Below are 26,548 nucleotides of genomic sequence, written 5' to 3'. Positions count from 1 at the left end.
TCCCGCAAACATCTGAAAATAAAAGGAAAAATATGTCACGGGATTGACATGGGCGTGGCAGCGCGAATCGCGCACGGCGCCACCGGCATTATGAATCCGAAAAGCCCGGCGCAAGGACCGGGCGTTTCATCAACAGTTTTTTTCTTAGCCGGGTTAGGCGGAAAGGCTCTTCACGCGCTGCGCCAGGCGCGAAACCTTACGCGATGCCGTGTTGGAATGCATTACGCCTTTGGAGGCCGCACGCATCAGCTCCGGCTGTGCCGCCTTGAGCGCTTCGGCTGCGAGCGCCTGATCGCCGGAAGCGATCGCCTCTTCGACCTTGCGGACGAAGCTCCGGATGCGCGAACGACGGGCCTTGTTCACTGCTGTACGGCGTGCGATCTTGCGGGTCGCCTTTTTCGCCGAAGTTGTATTGGCCATTGATGCCTCTCTTCGAAAACTGACATGGACTCCGCCTCGCCGTGCCGGGTCACTGCGACCTGTCATACAAGCAATTAGGGAGCATTATCGGAAAGCCTCGAACGAGTGCGTTCCAAACTGAGGGCGGCGTATAAAGGGAAACCGCCCGCACGTCAACGCGCAATTTGATAAAACCGCGTCCGGCCCATGGCTCACCTGTGTTTGAACTCGGCTTTGCGCTTGGCGACGAAGGCGGCCATGCCCTCTTTCTGGTCTTCCGTCGCGAAAAGCGATTGGAAGAGCCGCCGCTCGAAACGCAAGCCCTCGGCGAGCGTCATCTCCAGCGAGCGGTTGACCGCCTCCTTGGCCATCATCGCCGCGGGCAGCGAGAAGGATGCAATCTTCCCGGCGGCGCCAAGCGCCTCCTGCAGGAGCTGGTCCGGAGCCACGACGCGCGAAACGAGCCCGCAGCGCTCGGCCTCGGCCGCGTCCATCATGCGGCCGGTGAGGATGAGGTCCATCGCCTTCGCCTTGCCGACGGCACGGATCAGGCGCTGCGACCCGCCCATACCCGGAATGACGCCGAGCGTGATCTCAGGCTGACCGAACTTCGCCGTCTCGGAGGCGATGATGAAGTCGCACATCATGGCGAGTTCACAGCCGCCGCCGAGTGCGAAGCCGGAAACGGCGGCGATCATCGGCTTGCGCGCGTTCGCCACATGCTCCCAGCCGCCGAGGAAGTCGGCGAGGTAACCGTCGACGAAATCGAGCGCCTGCATCTCCTTTATATCGGCGCCGGCGGCGAAGGCCCTCTCGGAGCCCGTAAGCACGATGGCGCCGACGCCCTTGTCGGCGTCGAAGGCCATCAACGCGGCATCGAGTTCGCGCATCAGCACAGCATTCAGTGCATTGAGCGCCTGCGGCCGGTTGAGCGTGATCAGGCCCACCCGGCCCTGGGTTTCGACCAGCAACGTCTCGTAATTCATTCCCGTCTCCTTCACGCATTCTCGGAAGCTTCAAGAGCGGAATGTGCCATGCCGCCCTATTTCTGGCAGTGCGGACAATAAAAAGTCGAACGTCCCGCCTGAACGATGCGGGCGACCGTACCGCGGCAGCCGGGCGTGCGGCAAGCCTCACCTTCCCTGTCATAGACGGAGAAGCTGTGCTGGAAATAGCCGAGACTGCCGTCCGCCTGAATGTGGTCTTTGAGCGACGAGCCGCCGGCGGCGATTGCATCGGCAATCACCGCGCGGATCGCCTCCGTCAGATGGAACAGCGCCTGTTTCGGGCGGCCTCGCTTGTCGACGAGCGTGCCCGCCGCCCTCTTCGGTGACAGGCCCGAGCGCCAAAGCGCTTCGCAAACATAGATATTGCCGAGTCCGGCGATCGTCCTCTGGTCGAGAAGAGCGGCTTTCAGCGGCTGCACCTTGCCGGCGAAGCGGCCGGCGAGATAGGCGGCATCGAGAGCATTGCCGGTCGGCTCCTCGCCGAGGCCGCGGAGAAAAACATGGTCGGCGAGCGCGGCGCGCTGCGCCAGGTCCATGAAGCCGAAGCGGCGCGGATCGTTATAGATCACCCTTGCCGGCCCGGAGCGGCCATCGAGATGGAAGACGACATGGTCATGCTTCTCATCCTTGCCGCGCGGATGGTGGAAGGCGGCGGCATCGGCGCCGGCCTCGATCGGGCCCTTCTCGATCCGAAAGGAGCCGGACATGCCGAGATGCGCGATGATGACGGCGCCGCCCTCAAGCTCGATCATCAGATATTTGGCGCGACGGGAAAGAGCGACGATGCGACGACCCGCGACTGCCTCCGCGAAATTTTCCGGGAAGGGAAAGCGCAGATCCGGACGGCGCAACTCGGCCCGCACCAGAAGCGCTCCCTCCATCGTCGGCGCCAGTCCGCGTTTGACCGTTTCCACCTCGGGCAGTTCCGGCATCGGCCGTGTTCCTTCATCCTTTATTCATCCCACCCGCCCGCGTGAGCGGCACGCCATTCCCATGGCGACGTCGATAGCCTATATCCCGCTCCATGCGGCAGCCGGTCGCCTGTCGCTCAGATAGCGTGCACGGGGCGATTTCGCTATGGTGCCGGCAAATTTCGTTGAAGTGGAGTTTTCGTATGGCGGATGAGCGCGTATCGGCAAGTGGCGGAATGGAGACCTCATTCGGTTTTCGCGAAGTCGGCACGGGCGAGAAGCAGCCGCTCGTCAACGACGTCTTCCACAAGGTCGCCAAGCGCTATGACATCATGAACGACGTGATGTCGGCCGGACTGCACCGCGTGTGGAAGGATGCGATGATCGCGGCGCTCAACCCGCCGAGCCGCGAGGGCTACCGGGTTCTCGATGTTGCTGGCGGCACCGGCGATATCGCCTTCCGCATTGTCGAGCGCTCCGGGCGCAAGGCCCATGCGACCGTGCTCGACATCAACGGATCGATGCTTGCAGTCGGCGCCGAGCGCGCTCGAAAGAAGGGGATCGACGCCAATCTCGACTTCGTCGAGGCTAATGCCGAAGACCTGCCCTTTCCGGCGAATTCCTTCGACGCCTATACGATCGCCTTCGGCATCCGCAACGTTCCACGCATCGAGGTTGCCCTGCGCGAGGCCTATCGCGTGCTGAAGCGCGGCGGCCGGCTGCTCGTGCTCGAGTTCTCCGAAGTCGAGATGCCGTTGCTCGACCGGTTCTACGATGCCTGGTCGTTCAATGCGATCCCTAAATTCGGAAAGCTCATCACCGGCGACGATGCGCCCTACCAATATCTGGTCGAATCGATCCGCAAGTTTCCGAACCAGCGTGATTTCGCCGCCATGATCCGCGACGCCGGCTTCGCCCGTGTCTCCTTCACCAATTATACCGGCGGCATCGCAGCGCTGCATTCCGGCTGGAAAATCTGAGCGCATGAGCACGCCAGGAGCATATTTCCGTCTCATACGGATCGGCTGGGTGCTCGCGCGCGAGAATGCGTTTGCGGCGGTTCCCTCCGAGCACCTGCCCCCGCTCGCACGATTCGTGCAGAAGCTCGCCGGCCTGCTCGCCCGCCGCGAGGCCCGGTTCGGTGCGCGCAGCGGTCGCCTCGCCCGTGCGGTGGAACGCCTCGGCCCCTCCTATGTCAAGATCGGCCAGTTTCTCGCGACGCGTCCCGATGTGGTCGGCGCCGAGCTTGCCGCCGATCTCTCGCTGCTGCAGGACCGAATGGCGACCTTTCCCGAGAGCGAGTCCAGGGCCGCGATCGAGGCGTCACTCGGGCGCCCCGTCGATGAGCTCTTTCTCGAATTTTCCGAACCGATGGCAGCCGCGTCGATCGCCCAGGTGCATCCCGCCGTGGTCATGCGCGACGGCAAACGCGAAAGGGTGGCCGTCAAGGTCATCCGCCCGGGCGTGCGCCAGCGTTTCGCCGCCGACATAGAGGCCATGTACTTGGTTTCGCGCATGCAGGAGCGGTTCCTGCCCTATACGCGCCGCCTGAGGCCCGTCGAAGTGACGAAGACGCTCGAGCAGACCACGAAGGTCGAAATGGACCTGAGGCTCGAAGCCGCCGCGCTCTCCGAACTCGGCGAGAACACCAAGGACGATTCCGGTTTTCGGGTGCCCAAGGTCGACTGGGAGCGCACCGGCCGCGACGTCGTGACGATGGAATGGATCGACGGTATCAAAATGTCGGACGTCGAAGGCCTGAAGCGTGCCGGCCACGACCTGAACCGGCTTGCCGAAACGCTCATCCAGTCCTTTCTGCGCCACACGCTTCGGGACGGCTTCTTCCATGCGGACATGCATCAGGGCAACCTCTTCGTCGACGAGACCGGCCATATCGTCGCCGTCGACATGGGGATCGTCGGACGCCTTGGCCGCAAGGAACGCCGCTTCCTGGCCGAGATTCTCTACGGCTTCATCATGCGCGACTATCAGCGCGTCGCGGACGTGCATTTCGAGGCCGGTTACGTCCCCTCCCATCATGACGCCGCAAGCTTCGCCCAGGCAATCCGCGCCATCGGCGAGCCGATCCACGGCCAGCCGGCCGAGACGATCTCGATGGCAAAGCTGCTGACGCTGCTGTTCGAAGTCACCGAACTCTTCGACATGCAGACGCGACCCGAACTGGTGATGCTGCAGAAGACGATGGTCGTCGTCGAGGGTGTCGCCCGAACGCTCAATCCGCGCTTCAACATGTGGAAGGCGTCCGAACCGGTGGTCGGCAAGTGGATAAGGGACAATCTGGGGCCCAAACGCATCGCCGCCGATCTGCGCGACGGCCTCCATGCGGCGCTCCGCGTGGCCGAAGCGCTGCCGGAGATCGCGGCCAGGACCGAACGCTTCTCGACGGAAATCATGGCGATGAGCGAGAACGGCCTGCGCTTCGACCCGGAGACCGCCCAGGCGATCGGCAGGGCGGAGGCGCGCCATACGCGTTCGGGCCGTATCGCGCTGTGGGTGATCGCGTCCACGCTCGTCTATATCGCCTGGCAGCTTGCGTAAGAAGCTGTGAGGGCGAGCAGCTCAAGAGAATGCCTCTGTCGGATCTGACCCGGGTTGGATCTGAGAACCACCCCTCTCCCGCGGGCGGGGAGAGGGCGCAGCAGCGGGATGAATCGAGCGCAGCGAGCCCGGAAAACCTCTTCCGATTTTGCGTCTCCTGGAATAGCATTCGCCCATGGACGGTCGGTTTTCGCTCGTGATGGTGGTGGCCATGCAGACCTCAGGGTGTGCAGGCGACCGGTTGCGTTAAGCGGTCTGTCTCCCAGCAACCCTGCCGAGGCGAGCAGGGTTCGGCTCTGTTTCCTCGGGCGACCCCGAACGAGAGGAAACGATGAACGCAGCCTCACCCCAAGTTTCTATTCGCGCCGCATCCATCTCCGACTGGGAGGCGGTTGCCGCCTTGCGGGACCTGCCCGGTGTCCGCGCCGGAACGCTGCGGCAGCCTTTCGCCCCGCCGGAGCGGACGAGGAAGTGGCTCGAGAACCTCACGGAAAACGACACGATCATCGTGGCGGAGCTTGAGGGGCAGATCGTCGGGCTTGCGGGCCTGCACCGTCACAACGGACGGCGGCAACATGCGGCCGATCTGGGCATGTCGGTCCATGACGAATACCGGCGGCGGGGAATCGGAAAGGCTCTGCTCACGGCGCTCGTCGAGGCGGCAGACCGTTGGCTAGGTATCTGCCGCATCGAACTTACAGTCTTTACCGACAACGAGGCGGCGGTCTCCCTTTACCGGCAAGCAGGTTTCGTCACTGAGGGCGTCCTGAAGTCCTATGCCTTGCGCGATGGTGTGCTCGCTGATGTGTTCGTCATGGCGCGCCTGCGGCCGCAAAGGCAGAACCTTACCCCTTGACCCGGCCGCCGAGGCGCGCTCCAACGGATCTGCAATCGAAGCAGGAGAAAGCAGCCATGGATCTCGGCATCAACGGCAGAAAGGCCCTCGTCCTGGGCGGCAGCAAGGGACTCGGGCGGGGTATCGCCGAAGCGCTCGCGGCCGAGAGTGTTGCGGTCGCGTTGACCGGACGCAACGAAGAGGCCGCGGGCAGGGCCGCAGCGGAAATCGGCCGGGATGCAGCAGGCTTTTCGCTCGACCTGACAAAGCCCGACGCGATCGATCCATTCCTCGACCGGCTCACCTCTATATTCGGCCAGATCGACATCCTGGTGCTGAACGGCGGCGGTCCGCCGCCGACGAATGCCGCCGACGTCGATCCCGGCTTCTGGCGGGGGCAGTTCGAGGCGATGGTGCTTTCCGGCATGCGCATCGCCCACCGCCTGCTGCCGCCCATGCGCGAGCGCCGCTACGGCCGCATCGTCGCCGTCGCCTCCACCAGCATCCGCGAGCCGATCTCCGGCCTGGCCGCGTCCAATGCGCTGCGCAGCGCGCTTGCCGGCTGGATGAAAACGCTCGCCGGCGAGGTCGCGGCCGACGGTGTGACCGTCAACATGCTCCTGCCCGGCCGTCTTGCGACGGACCGGACGCTGAGCTTCGACCGAATGGATGCGGAGAGCGAGGGCGTGAGCATCGAAACCGTCGCTCAGCGCAGTCAGATGGAGATCCCGATCGGGCGCTACGGGACGCCTGCCGAGTTTGGCGCTGCCGCAGCCTTTCTCGCAAGCCGTCAGGCCTCCTATATCACCGGGATCGCGCTGCCCGTCGACGGCGGGCTCAGCCGCTCGATGCTCTGACCATGTTCATCTCGCTTCAGAGATCGACAGTGCACGGCTTGCGGCGCTGCGCCGTCACCGTTGTCGTCGTTCTTTTCAGCCTGTCAGGGATCGCGAAGGCCGCCATGCTGGACAAAGAACTCGTCGCCGCCGCCCGGCTGGACGACGTCGCCGAAATCGGCGCCCTCCTGAACCGCGGCGCGAATGTCGATGCCCGCGACGAAACAGGCGCGACGGCACTGCTCGTCGCCACCCATGAGAACAATATAGAGGCCGCAAGAGTCCTCATCGCGGCCGGCGCCGACGTCAACGCCAAGGACCGCATCGAAGACAGCCCTTATCTCTATGCCGGCGCGCGCGGCCATCTCGCGATATTGAAAATGACGCTCGCGCATGGCGCCGACCTCAAGAGCACCAACCGCTACGGCGGCACGGCCCTCATCCCCGCCGCCGAGCGCGGCAATGTCGAAACGGTGAAGATGCTGATCGACGCCGGCGTTGCCGTCGACCACGTCAACCGCCTCGGCTGGACGGCCCTGCTCGAGGCGATCATCCTGGGCAACGGAGGTGACAGCCATACGGAGATCGTCAGGCTGCTGATCGAGGCCGGTGCCGATGTCGATCTGGCAGACGGCGACGGCGTTACGCCCCTCGCCCATGCAAAAAGGCGAGGGTTCAGCCGGATTGAGCGCCTTCTCGTCGCCGCCGGCGCTCATCAAGCGGCGGAATGAAGGCTCAATGCACGTCGAAAATCAATGACTTATGTGCGGCCACGGCTGCCGTGACGCCGTCGCCGACGGCATGCGAAACGGAGCCCGCGCCCCGCGCCGCGTCGCCGCAGGCATAGACGCCCTCGACGCTCGTCTCCTTTGCCTCATTCGTCTGGATATAGGGCCCGAGCGGACCTTCCTCGAATGCGCAGCCGAGCGCTGCAGGCAGGTCGCTTGCCATGCGGGTGCGCGACGCAACGAACAGCCCTTCCAGGGAAACGGTCCGGCCGCCATTCAGAACCACGCTCGCCTTTGCCCCGTCAACAGCGACGACCCTTTCGCTTTCGATCTCCACACCGCGTGCATTCAGCATGGCCGCCTGAGCGGCATCGGGCTCGAATACTTCATTGGCGAATAAGGTGGTCGGGCCCCAGTCCGGCAGCATCATGGCCTGGTGAAAGCTGTTTTGTCCGGTCGCGAGGACGCCTATGCGGCCCTGCCCGAGCTCATAGCCATGGCAATAGGGGCAATGGAAAACGGTGCGGCCCCAGCGTTCCTCAAGGCCCGGTATCGACGGCAGTTCATCGACCACGCCCGTTGCCAGGATCAGCCGCCGCGCGGCTATGTTTTCGCCCTGCAGCGAGACGACCAGATTCGCGCCGTCGCGGCCCGCCGTTTCGGCCGTCCCTTCGACGAAGCGCACATTGGGATAGGCCAGCAGCTGTTCGCGCCCGTGCGCCGCGATCGCCCCCGGAGCCTCGCCGTCCCGGCTGAGGAACCCATGCGACGATTCGGCAAAGCGATTCCTGCGCACGCCCGCATCGACCACGACGACGGAGCGCCTCGCCCTCGCCAGCTGCAGTGCCGCCGACAGCCCCGCATAGCTTCCACCCACGATCGCCACATCAACCGGCGCCACATTAACCGGCGCCATATCAACCGACATGGTTCTGCTCCTTCATCTGCTGGCGGCGGATCGCCGTTCGTTGCTGAAAATCGTGCGAAAGATCCGCCAGGCTTATTCCTTCCAGCCGTCGGACAAGAAGGGCCTCGGCATCACGGAGCGCGCCGTCCATTGCGGCGTTGACCGCCTGTTCCACCAGGCAGCCCGGAGACTCGGTACGGTTTCCGATCGCGAAGAACGCAGGCTCTCCGAGTGCGGCATGGACATCCGCGAGGCTGACCGCCGCGAGATCGCGCGCGAGCGACCAGCCTCCGCCATGCCCCTTTTCGGAGCGGACGAGACCCGCTTCGCGCAGGCCCGCCATCGTGCGTCGGACCACGACGGGGTTGGTGGACAGGCAGGCTGCCAGTTCCTCAGAGGTGACGGTTTCGCGCTCTGCCATGTGGAGTAACGCATGCAGGGTAATGGAAAGTCGGCTGTCGCGTTTCATGTAACTCAACATGTTACATGAAACCTGCAGAGTCAAGCTTCGAAATTCGAGCCTGCACTCGAAATCAGGCGCGCAATTGCAAGAAAGCGCCATCAGCGAGCGCGTCTCTTGCAGCACTGCGCCACAAGAAGCGGAAATTACACAACAACATCAGTGAGATGCGATAGTTCACAGACGACGAGTTCGGAGCTCGGAAAAAAAGCGGACTGAGTGTGTCATCTTTGCAATATAACTTCTGGTAGCATTAAGTTATTCTACATTAGTGTTGCGAACACAACACATGGTTGCCAACTTGTCGACCTCTTGAGCGGCGCGCGTGTGTGCGATCTGGCGCAGATGACATCAGCGGTCCGTCGCCACTTGGGAACCATTCGTTAGTTGCGGAACATCAGGCATTAGCAAGGAGCATTTTTTGATGTCGATGAAACTTCTGAACTCTGCCGCCCTTCTCGGATTACTTGCGGCACCAGTTTTTGCTGCCGACCTCGTTTCCGAGCAGCCTCCGGTTCCGGTTCTCGAGGAGGCTCCGGCTTTTACTTGGAGTGGCGGCTACGTAGGTCTGCAGGGCGGCGGTGGATGGCTCGACGGCGATTTCAGCGTCCCCGGCGCAAGTGCATCCGAAGACTTCAATGGTGGATTGCTCGGCGGCTTCGCTGGCTACAACTATCAGCAGGGTGATTGGGTCTTCGGCATCGAGGGCGATATCTCCTACAACTGGAATGACAACAGATACGACGTCTTCGGCACCAATGTGGACGTGGGCACGGACGTATCTGGTTCAGTTCGCGGTCGGGTCGGCTATGCCCTCGACAAGGCGTTGATCTATACCACTGCGGGCTGGACGGCGACCCGCGGCTTCGTCGACATCGACGTGCCGGGAGGCAAACAAAAGGAAACCTTCAACGGCTGGACCGTTGGAACCGGTGTGGACTATGCCTTCACGAACAACATCTTTGGCCGCGCCGAATACCGCTACAACGATTTCGGCGACAAGACCACCTTCCAAGACCTCAACGCCGATCTTGACCAGCACCAGGTCACGGTCGGCATAGGCGTAAAGTTCTGATTTCCGGCCAAGCATCGCGGCCTTGGATGGGTAGCACTGCCCGGCCGCGAGGCGTGCGAGTTTGCTGCGGCGTCGGTAGGTCTTGCCCGACCGGCGCTGCAGCACATCGTGCGGCGGCATGGCCAGCATGTCGAGAAGTTCGGGAGTGGCAACATTCTCGTTGGATTGCTCTGCCACCTTGACCTGTACGAGCACCGGGCACTGCCGGGCCGTGAGGCCGACAGGGTGCCTTTTCGCACCGGAGCGCCGACTGGCCTTTCCGTTGATGGCGATCGACGTGACAGCCGTACCGGTCAGGCCGGCGACCCGATCGACGAAGCGTTTCTGAAACTTCCGGTACCCAGAGCGGCGAGCACCTCGCCCGGACGGTTAGGGTCGGGCAAAGGCAAGGAAAGCGGCGGGATCTCCGTCACCGGACAGATCACCTTGGCCAGTTGCCGGGAGTCCCGGAAAGTCGGCAAAACGACCCCAAAAAACAATATCTTCCGGAACCGCTTCCTCGCTCGCCTCCCATTGGTCGCCATCTCCCAACAGATTCAGCAATGCGACGTCACGCGTTATCTCACTCCATTGCCCTGGAGTCGGCAATCGAATCGTAATCATCGCAGTCGCAGATCGTGCCGCAGACGACCAGAAGCACTTCCCGCAAGAGGGCGAGTACCCATAGAATCAGCCGATCCGCAATCCCGAAAGTCCTTTAACCTGAATTCGGAGCCCCGCGGAAGGCGGGCCCGCAATTGCGTGCGGCAAGCCGGTCGAGTAGGGTCGCCGGAAACGGACGGGAGCGGCTGAGGCCGAAGCGGAATGACACTTTCGGGCAGGCGCATTCTTCTCATCATATCCGGCGGCATCGCGGCTTATAAAAGCCTTGATCTGATCCGCCGCCTGCGCGAGCGCGGCGCCGACGTGCGCCCGGTGATGACCGCGGCCGCGCAGCAATTCGTGACGCCGCTGACCGTCGGCGCGCTTTCGGCCTCTCACGTTTTCACGGAGCTTTTTTCCCGCGAGGACGAGCAGGATGTCGGCCATATCCGGCTGGCGCGCCATTGCGATCTCGTGGTCGTGGCGCCGGCAACGGCCGACCTGATGGCAAAGATGGCGAACGGCCACGCCGACGACCTTGCCTCGACGGTGCTCTTGGCAACCGATCGGCCGATACTGCTGGCGCCGGCGATGAACCCCAGGATGTGGATGCATCCGGCAACGCGCCGAAACCTGGAGACGCTCGCCGGCGACGGCGTCCGCTTCGTCGGCCCAGCCACGGGCGAGATGGCCGAAAGCGGCGAAGCGGGCGAAGGCCGCATGGCCGAACCGCTGGAGATCGTCGCCGCGGCGGAAGGATTGCTCGGCGAGGCGAAGCCGCTTGCCGGGCGCAAGGCGGTTGTCACTTCCGGCCCCACGCACGAGCCGATCGATCCGGTGCGCTACATCGCCAACCGCTCGTCGGGCAAGCAGGGCCACGCGATCGCCGCAGCGCTTGCGCGGCTCGGCGCGGAGGTCACGCTCGTCTCCGGGCCGGTGACGATCGCGAGTCCCGCCGGCGTCCGCGTCGTCCCGGTCGAGCGCGCCGTGGAGATGCGCGACGCCGTGCTGGCCGCCCTGCCGGCCGACGTGGCCGTGATGGTGGCGGCCGTTGCCGACTGGCGCGTCGCATCGGCCGCGGGAAACAAGATCAAGAAGCGGCCGGGCGAGGCCCCTCCTCCGCTGCAGCTTGCGGAAAATCCCGACATCCTGAAAGCCGTAGGGCACCACGCTGCGCGTCCGAAGCTCGTAATCGGTTTTGCCGCCGAGACCGAGAATGTCGCGGAGAACGGCCGCGCCAAGCTCCAAAAGAAGGGCGCCGATTACATTCTGGCGAACGACGTGTCGCCCGCAACCGGCATCATGGGCGGCGACCGCAATCGCGTGAAGCTGATCGGCCGCGACGGCACCGAAGAATGGCCGGAAATGAGTAAGGACGATGTGGCCGCGAAGCTGGCAGCTCTGATCGCGGCTAAGCTTTTATCCTGAGGACAGGCCGGAGATGGGCGCCCTTGCCATATCGGTTGTCCCGAAAAGGCGCATGTCGACGCCGTTTTCCCCGACGATGATCGCGGAGCCGTCCGGAATTTCCAGCCATGCACTGTCGTCGTCGTTAAGGGGCTCGGAGACGAGGCAATATCCTCCGCTCGGACCCATCGGCCCGGCATAGAGCGTCGGAGCCTTCCAGTCGGTGGCGTAACGAACCGCATAGAGGTTGCGGCCGTCGGAGAAGGCCGCGGTGAAGCGCACCAGCGCCGGCCGTCCCAGGCGTTCGGCAAGCCGCTCGACGAAGGCGAGCGCCTCGGCGACGGCAGCGAGGGGATCGCGGTCGAGGCCGAACTGCAAGGCGAGCAGAAAGAGCAGTTCCGAATCCGTCGTGCCGCTTCGTGCCGCATAGAGCTCGTTGTCGAGCATCGTCTCCATCGGCCGCCGCAAATGCTCGAAATCGCCGATCTGGCCGTTATGCATGAAGGACCAGCGGCCAAAGACGAAGGGATGGCAATTGTCGCGGCGCGTACCGCCGCCCGTGGCCGCGCGCATATGGGCGAGGAACAGCGGCGAGCGAATCTGTCTCGCGATGCTCTTCAGGTTGCAGTCGGACCAGGCGGGCAGGACGTCGCGGTAGCGGCCCGGTTCGGGGCGGTCGCCATACCAGGCTATTCCGAAACCGTCGCCATTGGTCGCGGTCTTTGCCCTCGCGGCGCAGTGGGACTGCTCGATCAGGGAATGCTTAGGCGATGTCACGAGCTCTTCGAGATAGAGCGGCTCTCCGCGATAGGCTGCCCAACGGCACATGCTCGATTGTCCTGATTTGGCCCCGTCATACAAAAGCGATTCGTTCATCACCGTCATCAGCGATATTTCGATCGAACAGGTAAAAATGCGTTAATACATCCCCCCGAGCACGGCCGACCAGGCGGGCACGCGCCGTTTCGCTCAGGACAGGCCCATTTCGAATAAACATTCCATATTGACAATATTCGCACAATTCATTTCATTTCCGTCGAACGCAGATGTGGGGCCTGGCCCGGGAGAAGCGATATGAACGGTAAGCGCAGGCTGGGCATCGGCCTGATCGGTACGGGCTTCATGGGTAAGGCCCACGCCCTTGGCTTCACGATTGCGGCACGAGTCTTCGACCTGCCCTTCGAACTGGATTTCGCAACCGTAGCGGACGTGACGCAGGATAGTGCGGAGGCGGCTCGCCGCCGGTTCGGCTTCCGCAAGGCGACCGCCGATTGGCGCGACCTTCTGACCGACCCGGAAATCGACATCATCGACATCACCACGCCGAACCTCCTGCACAAGGAGATGGCGCTCGCGGCGGTCGCCCACGGCAAGCACGTCTATTGCGAAAAGCCGCTGGCCCCGACGGTCGCCGACTGCGCAGAAATGGTCGCGGCTGCCGAAAAAGCCGGCATCGTCACCCAGGTCGGATTCAACTATCTCAAGAACCCGCTCATTTTTCTCGCCAAGGACATCATCGAGAGCGGCGAAATCGGGGAAATAAGGTCGTTCCGCGGCATTCACGCGGAGGACTTCATGGCGGATGCCGCCGTTCCGTGGGGATGGCGGCTCGACCCGCGCAGCGGCGGCGGTGCGCTCGCCGACATCGGCAGCCATATGATCGCCTGCATGCGCCATCTCGTCGGACCGATCCGGTCCGTGCTGGCGGAAACCCTCATCCATATTCCGGAACGCCCTGTCACGCGCGGCGCAACCGAGACCCGCAGGGTCGAGGTCGACGACGTCGCGCGGGCCTTCGTCCGCTTCGACAGTGGCGCGAGCGGAAGCTTCGAAGCGAGCTGGATCGCCACCGGCCGCAAGATGCAGCATGACTTCGAGATCTACGGCTCCAAGGGCAGCATCATCTTCACCCAGGAACGGCTGAACGAGATCAAGCTCTACTATGCGGGCGACGATACCAGGAGCCGCGGCTTTCGTACCATCTGGGCCGGACCGGAGCACCCGCCCTACGGGGCGTTCTGCGTGGCGCCGGGACACCAGATCGGCTTCAACGACCTGAAGGCGATCGAGGCCAACGAGTTCCTGGAGGCGATCGCCAAGGGCGGCAAGACCTCCACCGACTTCCGGGAAGGCTGCGAGGTGCAGAAGGTCCTTTCCGCGACCTATCACTCCGCAAGGACGAACCAATGGGTGGAGATTGGCTGACACGATCCGGTCACGCCGGCACACCCTCGTCCGGCCTGCGGCCATCTTCTCCCCGCAAGCGGGGAGAAGGTTAAAACCGAGACGAGCGGCGGATGCGAAAGCCATTCAGGCAACTTCGCACGGGAAAAGGACCCAAAATGGAACGTCCGTTCTATCCCGGCGGTGGCTAATCGATTAAACTGAGGTAAACGGAACGAGAGTGGACCCGGAGATCCGAAACGATGCCGACGCCTGAGACGATCACCGATGTCCCGCAGGATTTCGAGACGCTGAAGGCGGTCATCCTCGAGCGCAAGGCGCAGCTGCCGAAGCGGCTGAAACAGGTGGCGGCCTATTCGCTCGACAATCCGGACGAGATCGCCTTCGGGACGGCGGCGAGCATTGCGACTTCGGCCGACGTCCAGCCCTCGACGCTCGTGCGCTTCGCCCAGCACTTCGGCTTCGAAGGCTTTTCGAGCCTGCAGCAGATATTTCGCGCACGGCTGCGGGAACGCACGCCCGGCTACGAGGAACGGTTGAAGGCGCTGCGCCAGAACGACCACAGCAAGCTGGAAAGCGGATCGATCTTCAACGGCTTCGTCGCCGCCGCCCATCGCTCGCTCGACAACATCGCGACCTCGGTCGATCCCGAGGCCTTCGAACGCGCCGTCGGCATTCTCGCCAGGGCGAACACGATCTACCTCATCGCTAAGCGACGCTCCTATCCGATCTCCAGTTACATGGCCTACGCCTTCGGCAAGCTGAAGGTGAAGTACCAGCATGTCGGAACGGCCGCCGGGATCGACGACGACATGCTGGCGATGGCGACAAAGGACGATGCCGCCTTCGCGGTAAGCTTCTCGCCCTACGCGTCGGAAAGCGCCAACCAGGCGCGCCTGCTCGCCAGTCGCAAGGTGCCCGTGGTTTCGCTGACCGACTCCGCCTTCTCCCCGCTCGCCGAATCGTCCCGGGTCTGGTTCGAACTGGTGGAGGCCGATCACGCCGGCTTCCGTTCGCTCTCCGCCAGCATGGCCTTCGCCATGGCGCTGACCGTCGCAATCGCCGAGAAGCGGCGCCGGCTCGCCGAGGGAGAGTGAGTAATATAGAATGGAAATTCTATATTGACGAAACAACGGAATTTATGTTTCATACGCCCGTCACCCAAGGCATAGGCATATTTGTCGGCGCCGGTCCGGCGTCCGCGGGGAGGAAGCAGTGAGCCAGATTCCATCGGCCCAAGTTTCATCAGGTGCGGGTGCCAAGCCCCTCGACCTCATCACGATCGGCAGGGCTTCGGTAGACCTCTACGGACAGCAGATCGGCACGCGGCTCGAAGACGTGGCGAGCTTCGCCAAATCCGTCGGCGGCTGCCCCTGCAACATTTCCGTGGGCACGGCGCGCCTCGGCCTGAAATCGGCGCTCCTGACGCGTGTCGGCGACGAGCAGATGGGCCGATTCATCCGGGAACAGCTTCAGCGCGAAGGCGTAGAGACACGCGGCATCGTCACCGACCCGGAGCGGCTGACCGCACTTGCAATCCTCTCCGTCGAGAACGACAAGTCCTTCCCGCTCCTTTTCTATCGCGACAATTGCGCCGACAACGCGCTTTGCGCGGACGACATCTCGGAGGACTTCATCCGTTCGGCACGCGCGGTCCTGGTCACCGGCACCCATTTCGCCAAACCGAACACGGACGCCGCCCAGCGCAAGGCGATCAGGATCGCCAAGGCAAGCGGCGCAAGGATCGTCTTCGACATCGACTACCGGCCGAACCTCTGGGGCCTGGCCGGCCATGATGCCGGCGAGAGCCGCTATATCGCTTCGGACCGCGTCTCGGCACATCTGAAGACCGTTCTCGGCGACTGCGACCTTATCGTCGGGACCGAGGAAGAAGTGCTGATCGCGTCGGGAGAAAGCGATCTGCTTGCTGCACTCAAGACCATCCGCTCGCTCTCCAGGGCCACGATCGTGCTCAAACGCGGGCCGATGGGCTGCATCGTTTATGACGGACCGATCTCGGACGATCTCGAAGACGGTATCGTGGGGAAGGGATTCCCGATCGAGGTCTACAACGTTCTCGGCGCCGGCGACGCCTTCATGTCCGGCTTCCTGCGCGGCTGGCTCGCCGGCGAGCCGCACGCGACTTGCGCCACCTGGGCGAATGCCTGCGGCGCCTTCGCGGTTTCGCGCCTGCTTTGCGCACCGGAAATACCGACCTGGACCGAACTGCAATATTTCCTCGAGCATGGCAGCAAGCAGAAGGCGTTGCGCAAGGACGAGGCGATCAACCACGTGCATTGGGCGACGACGCGGCGACGCGAAATCCCGCTCCTGATGGCGCTCGCCGTCGACCATCGCAGCCAGCTGGAGGACATTGCCGAGGGCGATCCGGAACTGCTCGCCCGCATTCCCGCTTTCAAGGTGCTCGCCGTCAAGGCGGCGGCGGAGGTGGCTCAAGGCCGCTCCGGCTTCGGCATGCTGATCGACGACAAATATGGCCGCGACGCGCTCTATGCGGCAGGCGCCCACCGCGACTTCTGGATCGGCAAGCCGATCGAGCTTCCGGGCTCGCGGCCGCTCGCCTTCGAATTCAGCCAGGATCTCGGCAGCCGTCTCATCGACTGGCCGGTCGACCATTGCATCAAGGTGCTTTCCTTCTACCATCCCGACGATCCGTCCGAACTCAAGACCGCCCAGGCCGCCAAGCTTCGCTCGGCCTTCGAGGCGGCGCGCAAGGTCGGGCGCGAGATCCTGATCGAGATCATAGCCGGCAAGCACGGCAAACTCGACGACCGGACCATTCCGCGGGCGCTCGAGGAGCTCTATGATGCGGGCCTGAGGCCGGACTGGTGGAAGCTCGAACCACAGGCAAGCCGCACCGCCTGGGCAGCCATCGACGCCGTGATCGAGACGCGCGATCCGCTTTGCCGAGGCGTGGTGCTCCTCGGCCTGGAAGCGCCCTATGCGGTGCTGAAGGAAGGCTTCGCCGCTGCCAGAGCGTCGAAGACGGTCAAGGGATTTGCCGTCGGCCGGACAATCTTCGCCGATGCCGCCAGGAGCTGGCTCGCCGGCGGCATGAGCGACGAGCAGGCGGTGGCCGACATGGCGGCGAAGTTCAAGGCGCTTGTCGATCTCTGGCTGCAATTGGGCGAGACCAAGGCGGCGTAGCGGTAAAGCGATAAGGCGGCGCAAGGATGCGGCCGCAAGGAGGAAACAGATGAGCCAGAAAACCGTGCGCCTGACCATGGCACAGGCCGTGGCGCGGTTCCTGACCCGGCAGATGACGATCATCGACGGCGAGCGCGTGCCGATCTTCGGCGGCGTCTTCGCGATCTTCGGCCACGGCAACGTGGCCGGTGTCGGCGAGGCGCTCTATTCCGTGCGCGAAACGCTTCCGACCTACCGCGCGCAGAACGAACAGGGCATGGCGAATGCGGCGATCGCCTTCGCCAAGGCTAGCTTCCGTCGCCGCTTCATGGCCTGCACGACCTCAATCGGTCCGGGCGCCCTCAACATGGTGACCTCGGCCGCGCTTGCTCATGTCAACCGCCTGCCGGTCCTCCTCCTGCCGGGTGACGTCTTCGCCAACCGCAGGCCCGACCCGGTACTGCAGCAGGTCGAGAGTTTCGGCGATGGCACGATTTCGGCGAACGATTGCTTCCGCCCGGTCTCGCGCTATTTCGACCGCATCACCCGGCCCGAGCAGATCATCCCGGCGCTGCGCCGTGCCATGCAAGTGCTGACCGATCCTGCCGACTGCGGCCCGGTGACGCTTTCGCTCTGCCAGGACGTCCAGGCGGAAGCCTATGACTATCCCGAATCCTTCTTTGACGAGAAGGTCTGGGTGCCGCGCCGCATCGAGCCGGATCTGGACGAGCTGGCGTCGGCGATCGAGGCGCTCAAATCGGCGAAGAAGCCGATCATCATCGCCGGCGGCGGCGTGCTCTATTCGGAAGCGAGCGCTGAACTCGCCGAATTCGCCGAGAAGCACCGCATTCCGGTCGTCGAGACGCAGGCCGGCAAGTCCGCTCTGCCGCATTCGCATCCGCTGAACATGGGTTCCGTCGGTGTAACCGGCACGTCGGCCTCCAACGCACTGGCGGAGGAGGCCGACGTGGTGCTCGCCGTCGGCTCGCGGCTCCAGGATTTCACCACCGGATCCTGGGCGCTCTTCAAGAACGAGGCACTGAAAATCATCGGCCTCAACGTCCAGCCTTTCGACGCCGGCAAACACGAGGGACGGCCGCTGATTTGCGACGCGCGCGCCGGCCTCAACCGGCTCTCCGGCGGGCTTGGCGGCCACAAGGCCGAGAGTGTCTGGACCGAGAGGGCGAAAGCCGGCAAGGCCGAGTGGCTGGCGGCGGCCGACAGGGTAACCGCCACCACCAATGCGGCACTTCCCTCCGATGCCCAGGTCATCGGCGCCGTTCAGCGCGCCCGCGGCGGCAGGCGAACGACACTCGTCTGCGCCGCCGGCGGGCTCCCCGGCGAACTGCACAAGCTATGGCAGGCGGAGGAGCCTGGCGGCTATCATATGGAATACGGCTTTTCGACCATGGGCTACGAGGTCGCCGGCGGTCTGGGCGTGAAGCTTGCCAAGCCCGACAGCGACGTGATCGTCATGGTCGGCGACGGCAGCTACATGATGCTGAATTCGGAGATCGCCTCTTCGATCATGCTCGGCGCCAAATTCACCGTCGTGCTGCTCGACAATGCCGGCTATGGCTGTATCAACCGGCTGCAGATGGGAACGGGCGGTGCCAACTTCAACAATCTGTTGAAGGACGCGCACCACGTGGAGCTGCCGCAGATCGACTTCGCCGCGCATGCCGCGGCCATGGGCGCCGTGACCCGCAAGGTCGGGTCGATCCCCGAACTCGAAGCTGCGCTCGCGGAGACCGCCGACGAGGCGCGCACGACCGTCATCGTCATCGATACCGATCCGCTGATCACGACGGAGGCCGGCGGCCACTGGTGGGACGTCGCGGTGCCGGAGGTCTCGGACCGCGATCAGGTGAAGGCCGCCCGCGAAGGCTACGAAAAGGCCCTCCAGGCGCAGCGGTTTGGTTGACGTTCAATGACAAGGTGCCCGCATTCTTATGCGGGCGCCGTTCCGTGCACGGCAGCAGAAGATACCCCTCACCATAACGCTCTCCCCGCGGGGCGGGGAGAAGGCGGCGGCAGCCGGATGTGAGGGGCATCGCCCCGACTGATGCGAAACATCCGCCTCAAGCATGCGACAACAGAAGGCAAAACACATGATCCGCTACGGAACCAACCCGATCGCCTGGAGCAATGACGACGACCATTCGATCGGCGCGCATCTGACGCTCGAGGACTGCCTCTCCGATTGCCAGAAGATCGGCTTCGACGGCATCGAGAAGGGCCACAAGATGCCCTCCGACCCCGAAGCGCTGAGGCAGAAACTCGCGAGTTATGATCTCGTTTTCGTATCGGGCTGGCACTCGACCAACCTCCTCGCTCACGACGTCGAAGCGGAGAAGAGGGCGATCCAGCCGCATCTCGACCTTCTGAAGCACAATGGCTGCAAGGTGGCGATTGTCTGCGAGACCTCCAATGCCATCCACGGCGACGATTCCAAGCCGCTCGTGAAGGACAAGCCGGTGCTGCCCGCAGACAAGTGGGAGAAATTCGGCGCCGACCTCGAAGCGGTCGCTGAATATTGCGCCGATCAGGGCATCGAACTCGTCTACCACCACCACATGGGCACGATCGTCCAGACCGGCGAGGAGATCGACCTGTTGATGCAGAACACCGGTCCTGCGACCAAACTGCTGCTCGACACCGGCCATGCCTGGTTCGGCGGTTCCGATCCGGCGGAAGTGGCGCGGAAATACATGAGCCGCGTCCGCCACATTCATTGCAAGAACGTCCGCCCGGCTGTCCGGGAGGTGGTCGAGGGCGAAGGACTGTCCTTCCTCGAGGGCGTGCGGCGCGGCGTCTTTACCGTTCCGGGCGACTCCGAAGGCGGCGTCGATTTCCTGCCTGTTCTCAAAATCGCGGCCGAACACGGTTATGAGGGCTGGCTCGTGATCGAGGCAGAGCAGGATTCGGCTATTCGCAACCCTTTCGAATACCAGTCGCTCGGACTGAAATCGCTGAAGGCATATGCGAGGGAGGCTGGGCTCGACAAGTAAAGCCCGCCTCGTCAGGCGCCTCTCATCGGGCTGCCGCAGACTGCAACTTGAGGAGACCTTACATGTCCAGACTGCTCGTCAAACCCAAAGCCCCGTCCGGCCTGATGCAGGAGATCACGCCCGAGAGTGCCGGCTGGACCTATGTCGGTTTCGCGCTTCATCGGCTGCGGCCGGGCGAGACGACCGGCGGCGGAGCAGGGGAGAAGGAACTCTGCCTCGTGCTCGTCGCCGGCAAGGCGAAGATTTCCGTCGACGGCGAGGACTTCGGCGAGCTCGGCGAGCGCATGACGCCCTTCGAAGGCCAGCCCTACGCGGTCTACGTGCCGAAGGGCAGCAGCTGGCAGGCCGAAGCGACCACCGATCTCGACCTCGCCATCTGCTCCGCCCCGGGCGGCGAAAACTTCAAGACGAAGGTCATCCGCCCCGGTACGCATCCGCAGATGACCCGCGGCAGGGGCACCAACACGCGCTACGTCACCAACATCATGCCGGAGAACGACGGATCGGCGCAGTCGCTGCTGGTGGTGGAGGTGATTACCCCGGGCGGACACACCTCCTCCTATCCGCCGCACAAGCACGATCAGGACAACCTGCCGGCCGAAAGCTATCTCGAGGAAACCTACTACCACCGACTCAATCCACCGCAGGGCTTTGCCATGCAGCGCGTCTATACCGACGACCGCTCCCTGGACGAGACCATGGCGGTGGAAGACGGCGACGTAACGCTGGTGCCGAAGGGCTACCATCCGGTGGCTGCGGTTCACGGCTATGATTCCTATTATCTCAACGTCATGGCGGGTCCGAAGCGGATCTGGAAGTTCCACAATGCCAAGGAACACGAGTGGCTGTTCACCGGAGTTTGACTCCGCGTGGCAACACTCTCGACGAACGTTGCAGGCGCCCTATCGTATCTTGCTCAGGCCAAGCTACGAGGAGCGTCCGATGCACATTGACGGCCAATGCCATTGCGGCTTCGTGACCTACGAGGCGGAGATAGATCCGGAACACGTAACGATCTGCCATTGTACCGATTGCCAACGGCTGACCGGTACCGCCTATCGTGTCAGCACGAGCACCTCACGCGCCTCGTTCCGGCTGACCGGCGGCGAACCGAAGCTTTATGTCAAAACCGGCGAAAACGGACGCAAGCGGCTGCAGTTTTTCTGCCCGAATTGCGGCTCGCCTGTCTATACGACGGGCACGGACGAGGACGCCGGGGAGATCGGCATCCGCCTCGGCACCATCAACCAGCGGCGCGAGCTTGCCCCCCGCAGTCAGATCTGGTGCTCCTCCGCCCTGCCCTGGGTCGGCGACATCGGCAGGCTGCCGGGCCTGCCCCGGGATTGACGGTTCACGCTACCGGATACGGCCCATCCGCAAAGACCGTGTCGTGGTAGCCTTTGGACCCGATCTCGATTGCGAGGGGGCTTCGAAAATCCTCGCCGCGGCGCAGGCATTTCAATACATGGGCAAAATCATATTTCGGACGCCAGCCGAGAGAGGCCACCGCGCCCGCACTCACATAGACCCGGTCGATCGACGGAAAGAGCCGCCACCCGCGTTCGGCATAGAGTGCCTCGCATTCAGGAAAACGGCTGAAGACGACGGATGGAGCATCCGCGCGCAATGCCGCCAGATCGTCGCGCGTGAAGGGCGCGGGCGCCGAAATGATGAAGCGGCCGAAGCCGATCTCCTTCGCCCGGTCAAGCGCCGATAGATGCGCGCTCGCCACGTCCTCGATATCCGCGCGCCGGTAGAGCAATTCGTTCGCCTGCGCATTGGCCGTTTCGTAGCGGCCGCGGATTTCCGCGTCGTCGTCGGCCTCGGGAAAGAAACGCGAGGTCCGGAGGATAACGGCGGGCAGACTATGCCGCCGCGCGAAAAGCTCGCAGAAACCCTCCGCTGCGACTTTGCTTACGCCGTAGATATTGCGCGGGATCGGCCGGACATCCTCCGTGATCCAGGCGGCGGGCTCGCCGGGCGCCGGCGTCAGGGCCGAACCGAAGGCGCTCGTGGTGCTGGTGAAGACAAAGGCTCCGACGCCCGCCCCTGCCGCCTCTTCGAGAAGATTGACCGTGCCCGCGACATTGGTGTCTACGAATTCGGAATAGCCGTGCGTCGCCACATGCGGCTTGTGCAGGGTCGCGGAATGGATGACGGCGCGCACGTCCTTCATAGCGTGACGGACGAATATGCGGTCGACGATCGATCCGACCGCATCGGTAAATGGGGAGACCTTGATGTCGATCCCGCGCACGTCGTGCCCCGCCCCGCGCAGCAGCCGCATCAATGCTTCGCCCAGATGGCCGGCGCTTCCCGTCACCAATATCGTCATGCGTCGCTCCTTTTTACCTCGAAGCTAGTTCAAGCGCGGCGACGGGGACAACGCATAAATTATGCGTTGCGATCATGAGAGCGCGGTGACCAGCCGGCCCATCGCACCATCGGCGAGTGGTATGCGCTCCCAAAGCACGCGGCCGGCTGAGATCGGGACGTCATCACGGCCGTTGGGGCCGGTCTCGACGGCCAGCGAAGCCACGCGGCAATCGTGCCAGCCGAGATCGTCGAGTTCGCTTTCCGCCCTGCGTATTTCCTCCGAGGCGTAACGGAACATCGGCTCGCCGATCATCTCCCGCCTCCATTCCGCCCGCCGTCCGGGCGAGGCCGCCAGCAGCCGGTGCGAATGGTCGCAGATCAGGTGGACCTTTGCCGCCGACGTTTCGACCAGCCGCTTGAGGGCTGCATCGGCCGCCGAAGGCGTCCTGGCGAAGAGGCGCTCCAGTGCCTGTCGCTGGCTATCCGAAGGCGTCAGGACACCTGCCTCCCAGCGCGATACCGTCGCCTGCGTCACCCGCAGGAGCTCCGCCACATGGGTCTGCTTCATGCCGTTCAGAACCCGCAGCCGCTTCAGCGTCCGTCCCATAAAGATCATTCGACTCCTCCGAAACCGCCCAAACCATCAATCCGCCTGCGCTTTGCGACAGGGGGATGGAAGCGCTATACCACCATCGAGGCGCAACGAAGAACGGGGGCGGCAACGGCACATGGCGAAAGGGCATTTCAGGGTGCTGCCGCGCCGCATCGCCGGCGTCGACGTGGTGGAAGCGGCGACGAACCACAGTTTCGCGCGCCATACGCACGAGCAGTTCGGCATCGGTCTGATCCGTGCGGGCGCGCAAACGTCGCTGAGCGGCCGCGGAACCGTCGAGGCGAAGGCAGGCGATGTGATCACGGTCAATCCCGGCGAGGTCCATGACGGCGCACCGATCGGTGACGCGGGCCGCTCCTGGCGGATGCTCTATTTCGATCCGCCGCTGGTCGCCTCGCTCATCGACGACGTCTCAGAAGGGAAAAGGTCGGATTGCGAATTCTCGGACCCGGTGATCCGGAACGCCGGGCTCGCGGCCCGGTTCGGCACGATCTTCGCGGCCGCCGCAGGCGCCGGCGGTGCCGGGACGGGGTTTCGATGGGAAGAACTGGCCGTCACCCTGTTTGCGGAGGCGATGCAGCTTGCCCCGCCAAATGCACCGGCCAGCGCACCGAAGTCGGTCGCCGCCGCCGTAAGCCTGATCGATGACGATCCGCTGGCGCCGCTCTCGCTCGCTGACCTCGCCCGCGAGAGCGGCCTGAGCCGCTTCCAGCTTGTTCGCGGCTTTGCCAAGGCAACGGGGCTCACGCCCCATGCCTATCTCGTCCAGCGGCGGATAGACGTCGTCCGGCGGCTGATCGCCGGGGGTATGCCGCTCGCGGAGGCGGCAGCTGCGGGCGGCTTCGTCGACCAGAGTCACATGACGCGGGTTTTCGTGCGCAAATACGGCTTTTCGCCCGGAGCCTATGCGCAAGCGGTGAAATGATTTCAACATCTGCAATTCCATACAAGACCGCCGGCTGCCGATCGGCTCTTCTGCCCGAACGCCAATCGGGAGTTTCTGCGGGATGTCGAAGCAAATTGAAGGATATATCTATCTGTCGCTCGCCATGGTGCTCGTCGGCAGCACCGTGATTGCGAGCAAGATCATCGCCGCCGGCCTGCCGCCCTTCACGGCCACGGCGCTGCGTTTCGCCATCGCCTTCCCTCTTTTCCTGTGCCTGATGCGCGCAACCGGGGCGTCCTGGCCCAAGCTGGCGAAGAGCGACTGGCTCATCCTCGTGTTTCAGGCAGGCGCCGGCAGCGTCGGCTACACCACTCTGCTCATTTCCGGCCTGAAGCTCACCTCTGCGGCCAATGCCGGCGTCATCATCGGGACGCTTCCCGTCGTCTCCGCCGCGATCGCCATCATGGTTCTCGGCGAGCGTCCGCATCGCTCCGTGCTCGTGGCCGCTTGCCTGGCGGCGGCCGGCGTTCTCGCGATCGTCTTCCGGCCGGATGCGAACACCCCGCATTCGCTCGCCGGCAGCGCGCTGATCTTCGGCGCGGTCATCTGCGAAGGGCTGTTCATACTGCTCAACAAGCGCGTCAGCGTCGCGATTCCGCCGCTTGGCCTGTCGGCGCTGATGACGGGCTTCGGCGGCGCCATTGCGCTCCCCTTCGCGCTTGCCGAGCTTCCTTCTATGGGTGCGCCAGGCGCCCCGGCCCTCGCCGCGGTCGCCTATTACGCGCTCGTACCCACGGTCGGGGGCTTCGTGCTCTGGTATGCGGGACTTCAGAGGGTGAGCGGCACGGAGGCCTCGGTCTTCACCGCGCTGGCACCCGTTTCCGCGCTGCTCCTCGCCGCTGCCGTTCTCGGCGAGACGATCACCGCCAATCAGATGATCGGCATGGCCTGCGTGCTGATCGCCGTGTTGAGCCTCGGCCTACGCGGGACCAGCCCGGGACAGGCTGGTGGGGTGGAATCCGGCGAAGGCACGATCACGCCGCCTTGGCGACGTGATACTCCTTGATCGCCACCATCCTGATCGCCGGGTAGCGCTCCGACTCGTAGCGCAGCGAGAACCCGTCCTGCGCCATGTACACCGGATCGCCGTCGAGATCCCGCGCGATATCGCCGCGGTGGGCTCCGATGAACTTCTCGAGATCGGCCGGGTTCTCGGCGGAGATCCAGCGGCAGATGGAAAAACGGGACATTTCGAAGGAGACCGGCAGGCTGTATTCCGCCTGCAGCCGTTCCCTGAGGACGTCGAGCTGGAGCGCTCCGACGACGCCGACGATTGCCGGCGCGCCGTCATCGGGCGAAAAGAGCTGCACGACGCCCTCCTCCGCCATCTGCTGCAGCGCCTCCTTCAGCTTCTTCGCCTTCATCGCATCCTCGAGCCGGACGCGGCGAAGGATCTCCGGCGCGAAGTTCGGCACGCCCTGGAAGACCAGCGGCTCACCTTCCGTCAGCGTGTCGCCGATCCGAAGCGTGCCGTGGTTCGGAATGCCGACGACGTCGCCGGCGAAGGCCGTATCGGCGAGCTGGCGTTGCGAGGCAAAGAAGAATTGCGGCGCCGTGAGGCCCATCTGCTTGCCGGTGCGCGAAAGCCGCGCCTTCATGCCGCGTTCGAGCTTGCCCGAGCAGACGCGGACGAAGGCGATGCGGTCGCGGTGGTTCGGATCCATGTTCGCCTGGATCTTGAAGACGAAGGCGGTCATCCTGTCGTCCGTCGCCTCGACGGTGCGGATGTCGGCAACCTGGGCTCGCGGCGGCGGCGCAAAGTCGGCGAGCGCATTGATCAGATCGCGCACGCCGAAGTTCCGGAGCGCCGAGCCGAAGAAGACCGGCGTCAGGTGGCCTTCGAGGAAGGCCTTGCGGTCGAAGGGCTTGCAGGCCTCGATCGCCAGCGACGTTTCCTCGATGAAGGTGTCGCGCTCGTTCTCGGGCAGGCGGTGCGCAGCCATTTCCGGACCATTGACCTTGGTCAGACGTTCCTGCGTGTCGGCGCCGCGCACCTCGTCGGTGGCAAGATGATAGGTGCCGCAGAAGGTCTTGGAGCGGCCGATCGGCCAGGTGACCGGCGCGCAGTCGAGCGCCAGCTTCTGCTCGACCTCGTCGAGGATCTCGAAAGGGTCGCGGCTTTCCCGGTCCATCTTGTTTACGAAAGTGATGATCGGGATATCGCGCAGACGACAAACCTCGAAGAGCTTGAGCGTGCGCGGCTCGATACCCTTGGCCGCGTCGATCACCATGACCGCCGCATCGACCGCCGTCAGGGTGCGGTAGGTGTCGTCGGCGAAGTCCTCGTGCCCGGGCGTGTCCAGCAGGTTGTAAACCGTGTCGTTATATTCGAAAGTCATCACCGAGGTGACGACCGAGATGCCGCGCTCGCGCTCGATCTTCATCCAGTCCGAGCGGGTCTGGATCCGGTCCTTCTTGGCCTTGACCTCGCCGGCGAGCTGGATCGCGCCGCCGAACAGAAGCAGCTTCTCGGTGAGCGTCGTCTTACCTGCGTCCGGATGCGAAATGATCGCAAATGTGCGGCGGCGGGAGACCGCCTCGGCAATGCTTTCGGCCATGATCTGAGTATCCTGTGAGTTGCGGCGTCCTTTACAGCCTCGGGGGGCAATATGCAATTGACTGCGG

25 protein-coding genes are annotated in these 26,548 nt (G+C 64.0%); 16 read left to right on the top strand and 9 right to left on the bottom strand.

Annotated elements, in window-relative coordinates:
• Nucleotides 1-153 precede the first annotated feature (153 nt).
• The 3 genes from rpsT to mutM all read right to left on the bottom strand — a co-directional run bounded on the left by rpsT (nt 154) and on the right by mutM (nt 2,338).
• A complete protein-coding gene (gene rpsT, locus SINAR_RS0128920) occupies nt 154-420 on the bottom strand; it encodes a 30S ribosomal protein S20 (RefSeq protein WP_028002326.1) in 267 nt (88 codons plus the stop codon).
• Between the two features lie 191 nt (nt 421-611).
• Nucleotides 612-1,385, bottom strand: coding sequence for an enoyl-CoA hydratase (locus SINAR_RS0128915; protein ID WP_028002325.1), 774 nt, complete (start codon nt 1,383-1,385; stop codon nt 612-614).
• Nucleotides 1,386-1,441: 56 nt separating this feature from the next.
• On the bottom strand, nt 1,442-2,338 hold the full coding sequence (mutM, locus tag SINAR_RS0128910) for a bifunctional DNA-formamidopyrimidine glycosylase/DNA-(apurinic or apyrimidinic site) lyase (protein WP_028002324.1): 897 nt from the start codon (nt 2,336-2,338) through the stop codon (nt 1,442-1,444).
• 182 nt (nt 2,339-2,520) lie between these two features.
• On the opposite strand from mutM, the gene ubiE reads away from it, so the two are divergent.
• The 5 genes from ubiE (at nt 2,521) to SINAR_RS0128885 (ending at nt 7,278) form a co-directional block, all read left to right on the top strand.
• Entirely contained in the window at nt 2,521-3,297 is a 777-nt protein-coding gene (gene ubiE, locus SINAR_RS0128905; RefSeq protein ID WP_028002323.1) for a bifunctional demethylmenaquinone methyltransferase/2-methoxy-6-polyprenyl-1,4-benzoquinol methylase UbiE, read from the top strand.
• 4 nt (nt 3,298-3,301) lie between these two features.
• A complete protein-coding gene (gene ubiB, locus SINAR_RS0128900) occupies nt 3,302-4,876 on the top strand; it encodes a 2-polyprenylphenol 6-hydroxylase (protein WP_028002322.1) in 1,575 nt (524 codons plus the stop codon).
• A gap of 331 nt (nt 4,877-5,207) precedes the next feature.
• Entirely contained in the window at nt 5,208-5,732 is a 525-nt protein-coding gene (locus SINAR_RS0128895) for a GNAT family N-acetyltransferase (RefSeq protein WP_028002321.1), read from the top strand.
• Nucleotides 5,733-5,788: 56 nt separating this feature from the next.
• Complete coding sequence (locus SINAR_RS0128890) at nt 5,789-6,568, top strand: SDR family oxidoreductase (RefSeq protein WP_028002320.1); 780 nt, start codon at nt 5,789-5,791, stop codon at nt 6,566-6,568.
• Between the two features lie 104 nt (nt 6,569-6,672).
• The gene (locus SINAR_RS0128885) at nt 6,673-7,278 is read left to right on the top strand and encodes an ankyrin repeat domain-containing protein (RefSeq protein ID WP_028002319.1); all 606 of its coding nucleotides are present in this window, start codon (nt 6,673-6,675) and stop codon (nt 7,276-7,278) included.
• Between the two features lie 4 nt (nt 7,279-7,282).
• Here SINAR_RS0128885 and SINAR_RS0128880 read toward each other — a convergent pair whose 3' ends face one another.
• Together SINAR_RS0128880 and SINAR_RS0128875 are read right to left on the bottom strand one after the other, a co-directional pair.
• The gene (locus SINAR_RS0128880; protein WP_050577566.1) at nt 7,283-8,203 is read right to left on the bottom strand and encodes an NAD(P)/FAD-dependent oxidoreductase; all 921 of its coding nucleotides are present in this window, start codon (nt 8,201-8,203) and stop codon (nt 7,283-7,285) included.
• Nucleotides 8,193-8,651 (bottom strand): Rrf2 family transcriptional regulator, encoded by a 459-nt coding sequence (locus SINAR_RS0128875; RefSeq protein WP_028002317.1) that lies wholly within the window; start codon nt 8,649-8,651, stop codon nt 8,193-8,195. The genes SINAR_RS0128880 and SINAR_RS0128875 overlap by 11 nt, the downstream gene beginning before the upstream one ends.
• Nucleotides 8,652-9,072: 421 nt before the next feature.
• Here SINAR_RS0128875 and SINAR_RS0128870 point away from each other — a divergent pair, with 421 nt between their 5' ends.
• Both SINAR_RS0128870 and coaBC read left to right on the top strand, forming a co-directional pair.
• Nucleotides 9,073-9,717, top strand: coding sequence for an outer membrane protein (locus tag SINAR_RS0128870; protein ID WP_028002316.1), 645 nt, complete (start codon nt 9,073-9,075; stop codon nt 9,715-9,717).
• An 804-nt stretch (nt 9,718-10,521) separates the two neighbouring features.
• Nucleotides 10,522-11,727 carry a bifunctional phosphopantothenoylcysteine decarboxylase/phosphopantothenate--cysteine ligase CoaBC gene (gene coaBC / locus SINAR_RS0128865; protein ID WP_028002315.1) on the top strand — a complete coding sequence of 402 codons (1,206 nt, stop codon included), beginning with the start codon at nt 10,522-10,524 and terminating at the stop codon, nt 11,725-11,727.
• Here coaBC and SINAR_RS0128860 read toward each other — a convergent pair.
• Nucleotides 11,719-12,534 carry a class II glutamine amidotransferase gene (locus SINAR_RS0128860; RefSeq protein ID WP_028002314.1) on the bottom strand — a complete coding sequence of 272 codons (816 nt, stop codon included), beginning with the start codon at nt 12,532-12,534 and terminating at the stop codon, nt 11,719-11,721. The two genes, coaBC and SINAR_RS0128860, sit on opposite strands and share 9 nt — an antisense overlap.
• Before the next feature lie 246 nt (nt 12,535-12,780).
• Here SINAR_RS0128860 and SINAR_RS0128855 point away from each other — a divergent pair, with 246 nt between their 5' ends.
• The 7 genes from SINAR_RS0128855 to SINAR_RS0128825 all read left to right on the top strand — a co-directional run bounded on the left by SINAR_RS0128855 (nt 12,781) and on the right by SINAR_RS0128825 (nt 21,395).
• Nucleotides 12,781-13,911, top strand: a complete 1,131-nt coding sequence (locus tag SINAR_RS0128855; RefSeq protein ID WP_028002313.1) for a Gfo/Idh/MocA family protein — start codon at nt 12,781-12,783, stop codon at nt 13,909-13,911.
• Between the two features lie 221 nt (nt 13,912-14,132).
• Nucleotides 14,133-14,987: a MurR/RpiR family transcriptional regulator gene (locus tag SINAR_RS0128850; protein WP_028002312.1), complete on the top strand. Its 855-nt coding sequence runs from the start codon at nt 14,133-14,135 to the stop codon at nt 14,985-14,987.
• Between the two features lie 118 nt (nt 14,988-15,105).
• Nucleotides 15,106-17,058 carry a bifunctional 5-dehydro-2-deoxygluconokinase/5-dehydro-2-deoxyphosphogluconate aldolase gene (locus SINAR_RS0128845; RefSeq protein ID WP_028002311.1) on the top strand — a complete coding sequence of 651 codons (1,953 nt, stop codon included), beginning with the start codon at nt 15,106-15,108 and terminating at the stop codon, nt 17,056-17,058.
• 49 nt (nt 17,059-17,107) lie between these two features.
• On the top strand, nt 17,108-18,961 hold the full coding sequence (gene iolD, locus SINAR_RS0128840) for a 3D-(3,5/4)-trihydroxycyclohexane-1,2-dione acylhydrolase (decyclizing) (RefSeq protein ID WP_028002310.1): 1,854 nt from the start codon (nt 17,108-17,110) through the stop codon (nt 18,959-18,961).
• A gap of 187 nt (nt 18,962-19,148) precedes the next feature.
• Entirely contained in the window at nt 19,149-20,048 is a 900-nt protein-coding gene (gene iolE, locus SINAR_RS0128835; protein WP_028002309.1) for a myo-inosose-2 dehydratase, read from the top strand.
• A gap of 62 nt (nt 20,049-20,110) precedes the next feature.
• Complete coding sequence (iolB, locus tag SINAR_RS0128830; protein WP_028002308.1) at nt 20,111-20,911, top strand: 5-deoxy-glucuronate isomerase; 801 nt, start codon at nt 20,111-20,113, stop codon at nt 20,909-20,911.
• Between the two features lie 79 nt (nt 20,912-20,990).
• A complete protein-coding gene (locus SINAR_RS0128825; RefSeq protein WP_028002307.1) occupies nt 20,991-21,395 on the top strand; it encodes a GFA family protein in 405 nt (134 codons plus the stop codon).
• Between the two features lie 4 nt (nt 21,396-21,399).
• On the opposite strand, the gene SINAR_RS0128820 is transcribed toward SINAR_RS0128825, so the two are convergent.
• The gene (locus SINAR_RS0128820) at nt 21,400-22,383 is read right to left on the bottom strand and encodes an NAD-dependent epimerase/dehydratase family protein (protein WP_028002306.1); all 984 of its coding nucleotides are present in this window, start codon (nt 22,381-22,383) and stop codon (nt 21,400-21,402) included.
• 72 nt (nt 22,384-22,455) lie between these two features.
• A complete protein-coding gene (locus tag SINAR_RS0128815; RefSeq protein WP_028002305.1) occupies nt 22,456-22,980 on the bottom strand; it encodes a helix-turn-helix transcriptional regulator in 525 nt (174 codons plus the stop codon).
• Between the two features lie 112 nt (nt 22,981-23,092).
• Between SINAR_RS0128815 and SINAR_RS0128810 the strand changes: the two genes are divergently transcribed.
• Nucleotides 23,093-23,902, top strand: coding sequence for an AraC family transcriptional regulator (locus SINAR_RS0128810; protein WP_028002304.1), 810 nt, complete (start codon nt 23,093-23,095; stop codon nt 23,900-23,902).
• Between the two features lie 82 nt (nt 23,903-23,984).
• The gene (locus SINAR_RS01000000133970) at nt 23,985-24,929 is read left to right on the top strand and encodes a DMT family transporter (RefSeq protein WP_050577565.1); all 945 of its coding nucleotides are present in this window, start codon (nt 23,985-23,987) and stop codon (nt 24,927-24,929) included.
• On the opposite strand, the gene SINAR_RS0128800 is transcribed toward SINAR_RS01000000133970, so the two are convergent.
• Nucleotides 24,898-26,481, bottom strand: a complete 1,584-nt coding sequence (locus tag SINAR_RS0128800) for a peptide chain release factor 3 (protein ID WP_028002303.1) — start codon at nt 26,479-26,481, stop codon at nt 24,898-24,900. The genes SINAR_RS01000000133970 and SINAR_RS0128800 overlap by 32 nt on opposite strands.
• Nucleotides 26,482-26,548 lie beyond the last annotated feature (67 nt).

The sequence above is a fragment of the Sinorhizobium arboris LMG 14919 genome (assembly GCF_000427465.1).
Classification (GTDB): domain Bacteria; phylum Pseudomonadota; class Alphaproteobacteria; order Rhizobiales; family Rhizobiaceae; genus Sinorhizobium; species Sinorhizobium arboris.
Note: the sequence above shows the minus strand (reverse complement) of the source record. Positions and strands in the feature narration are given on the sequence as shown.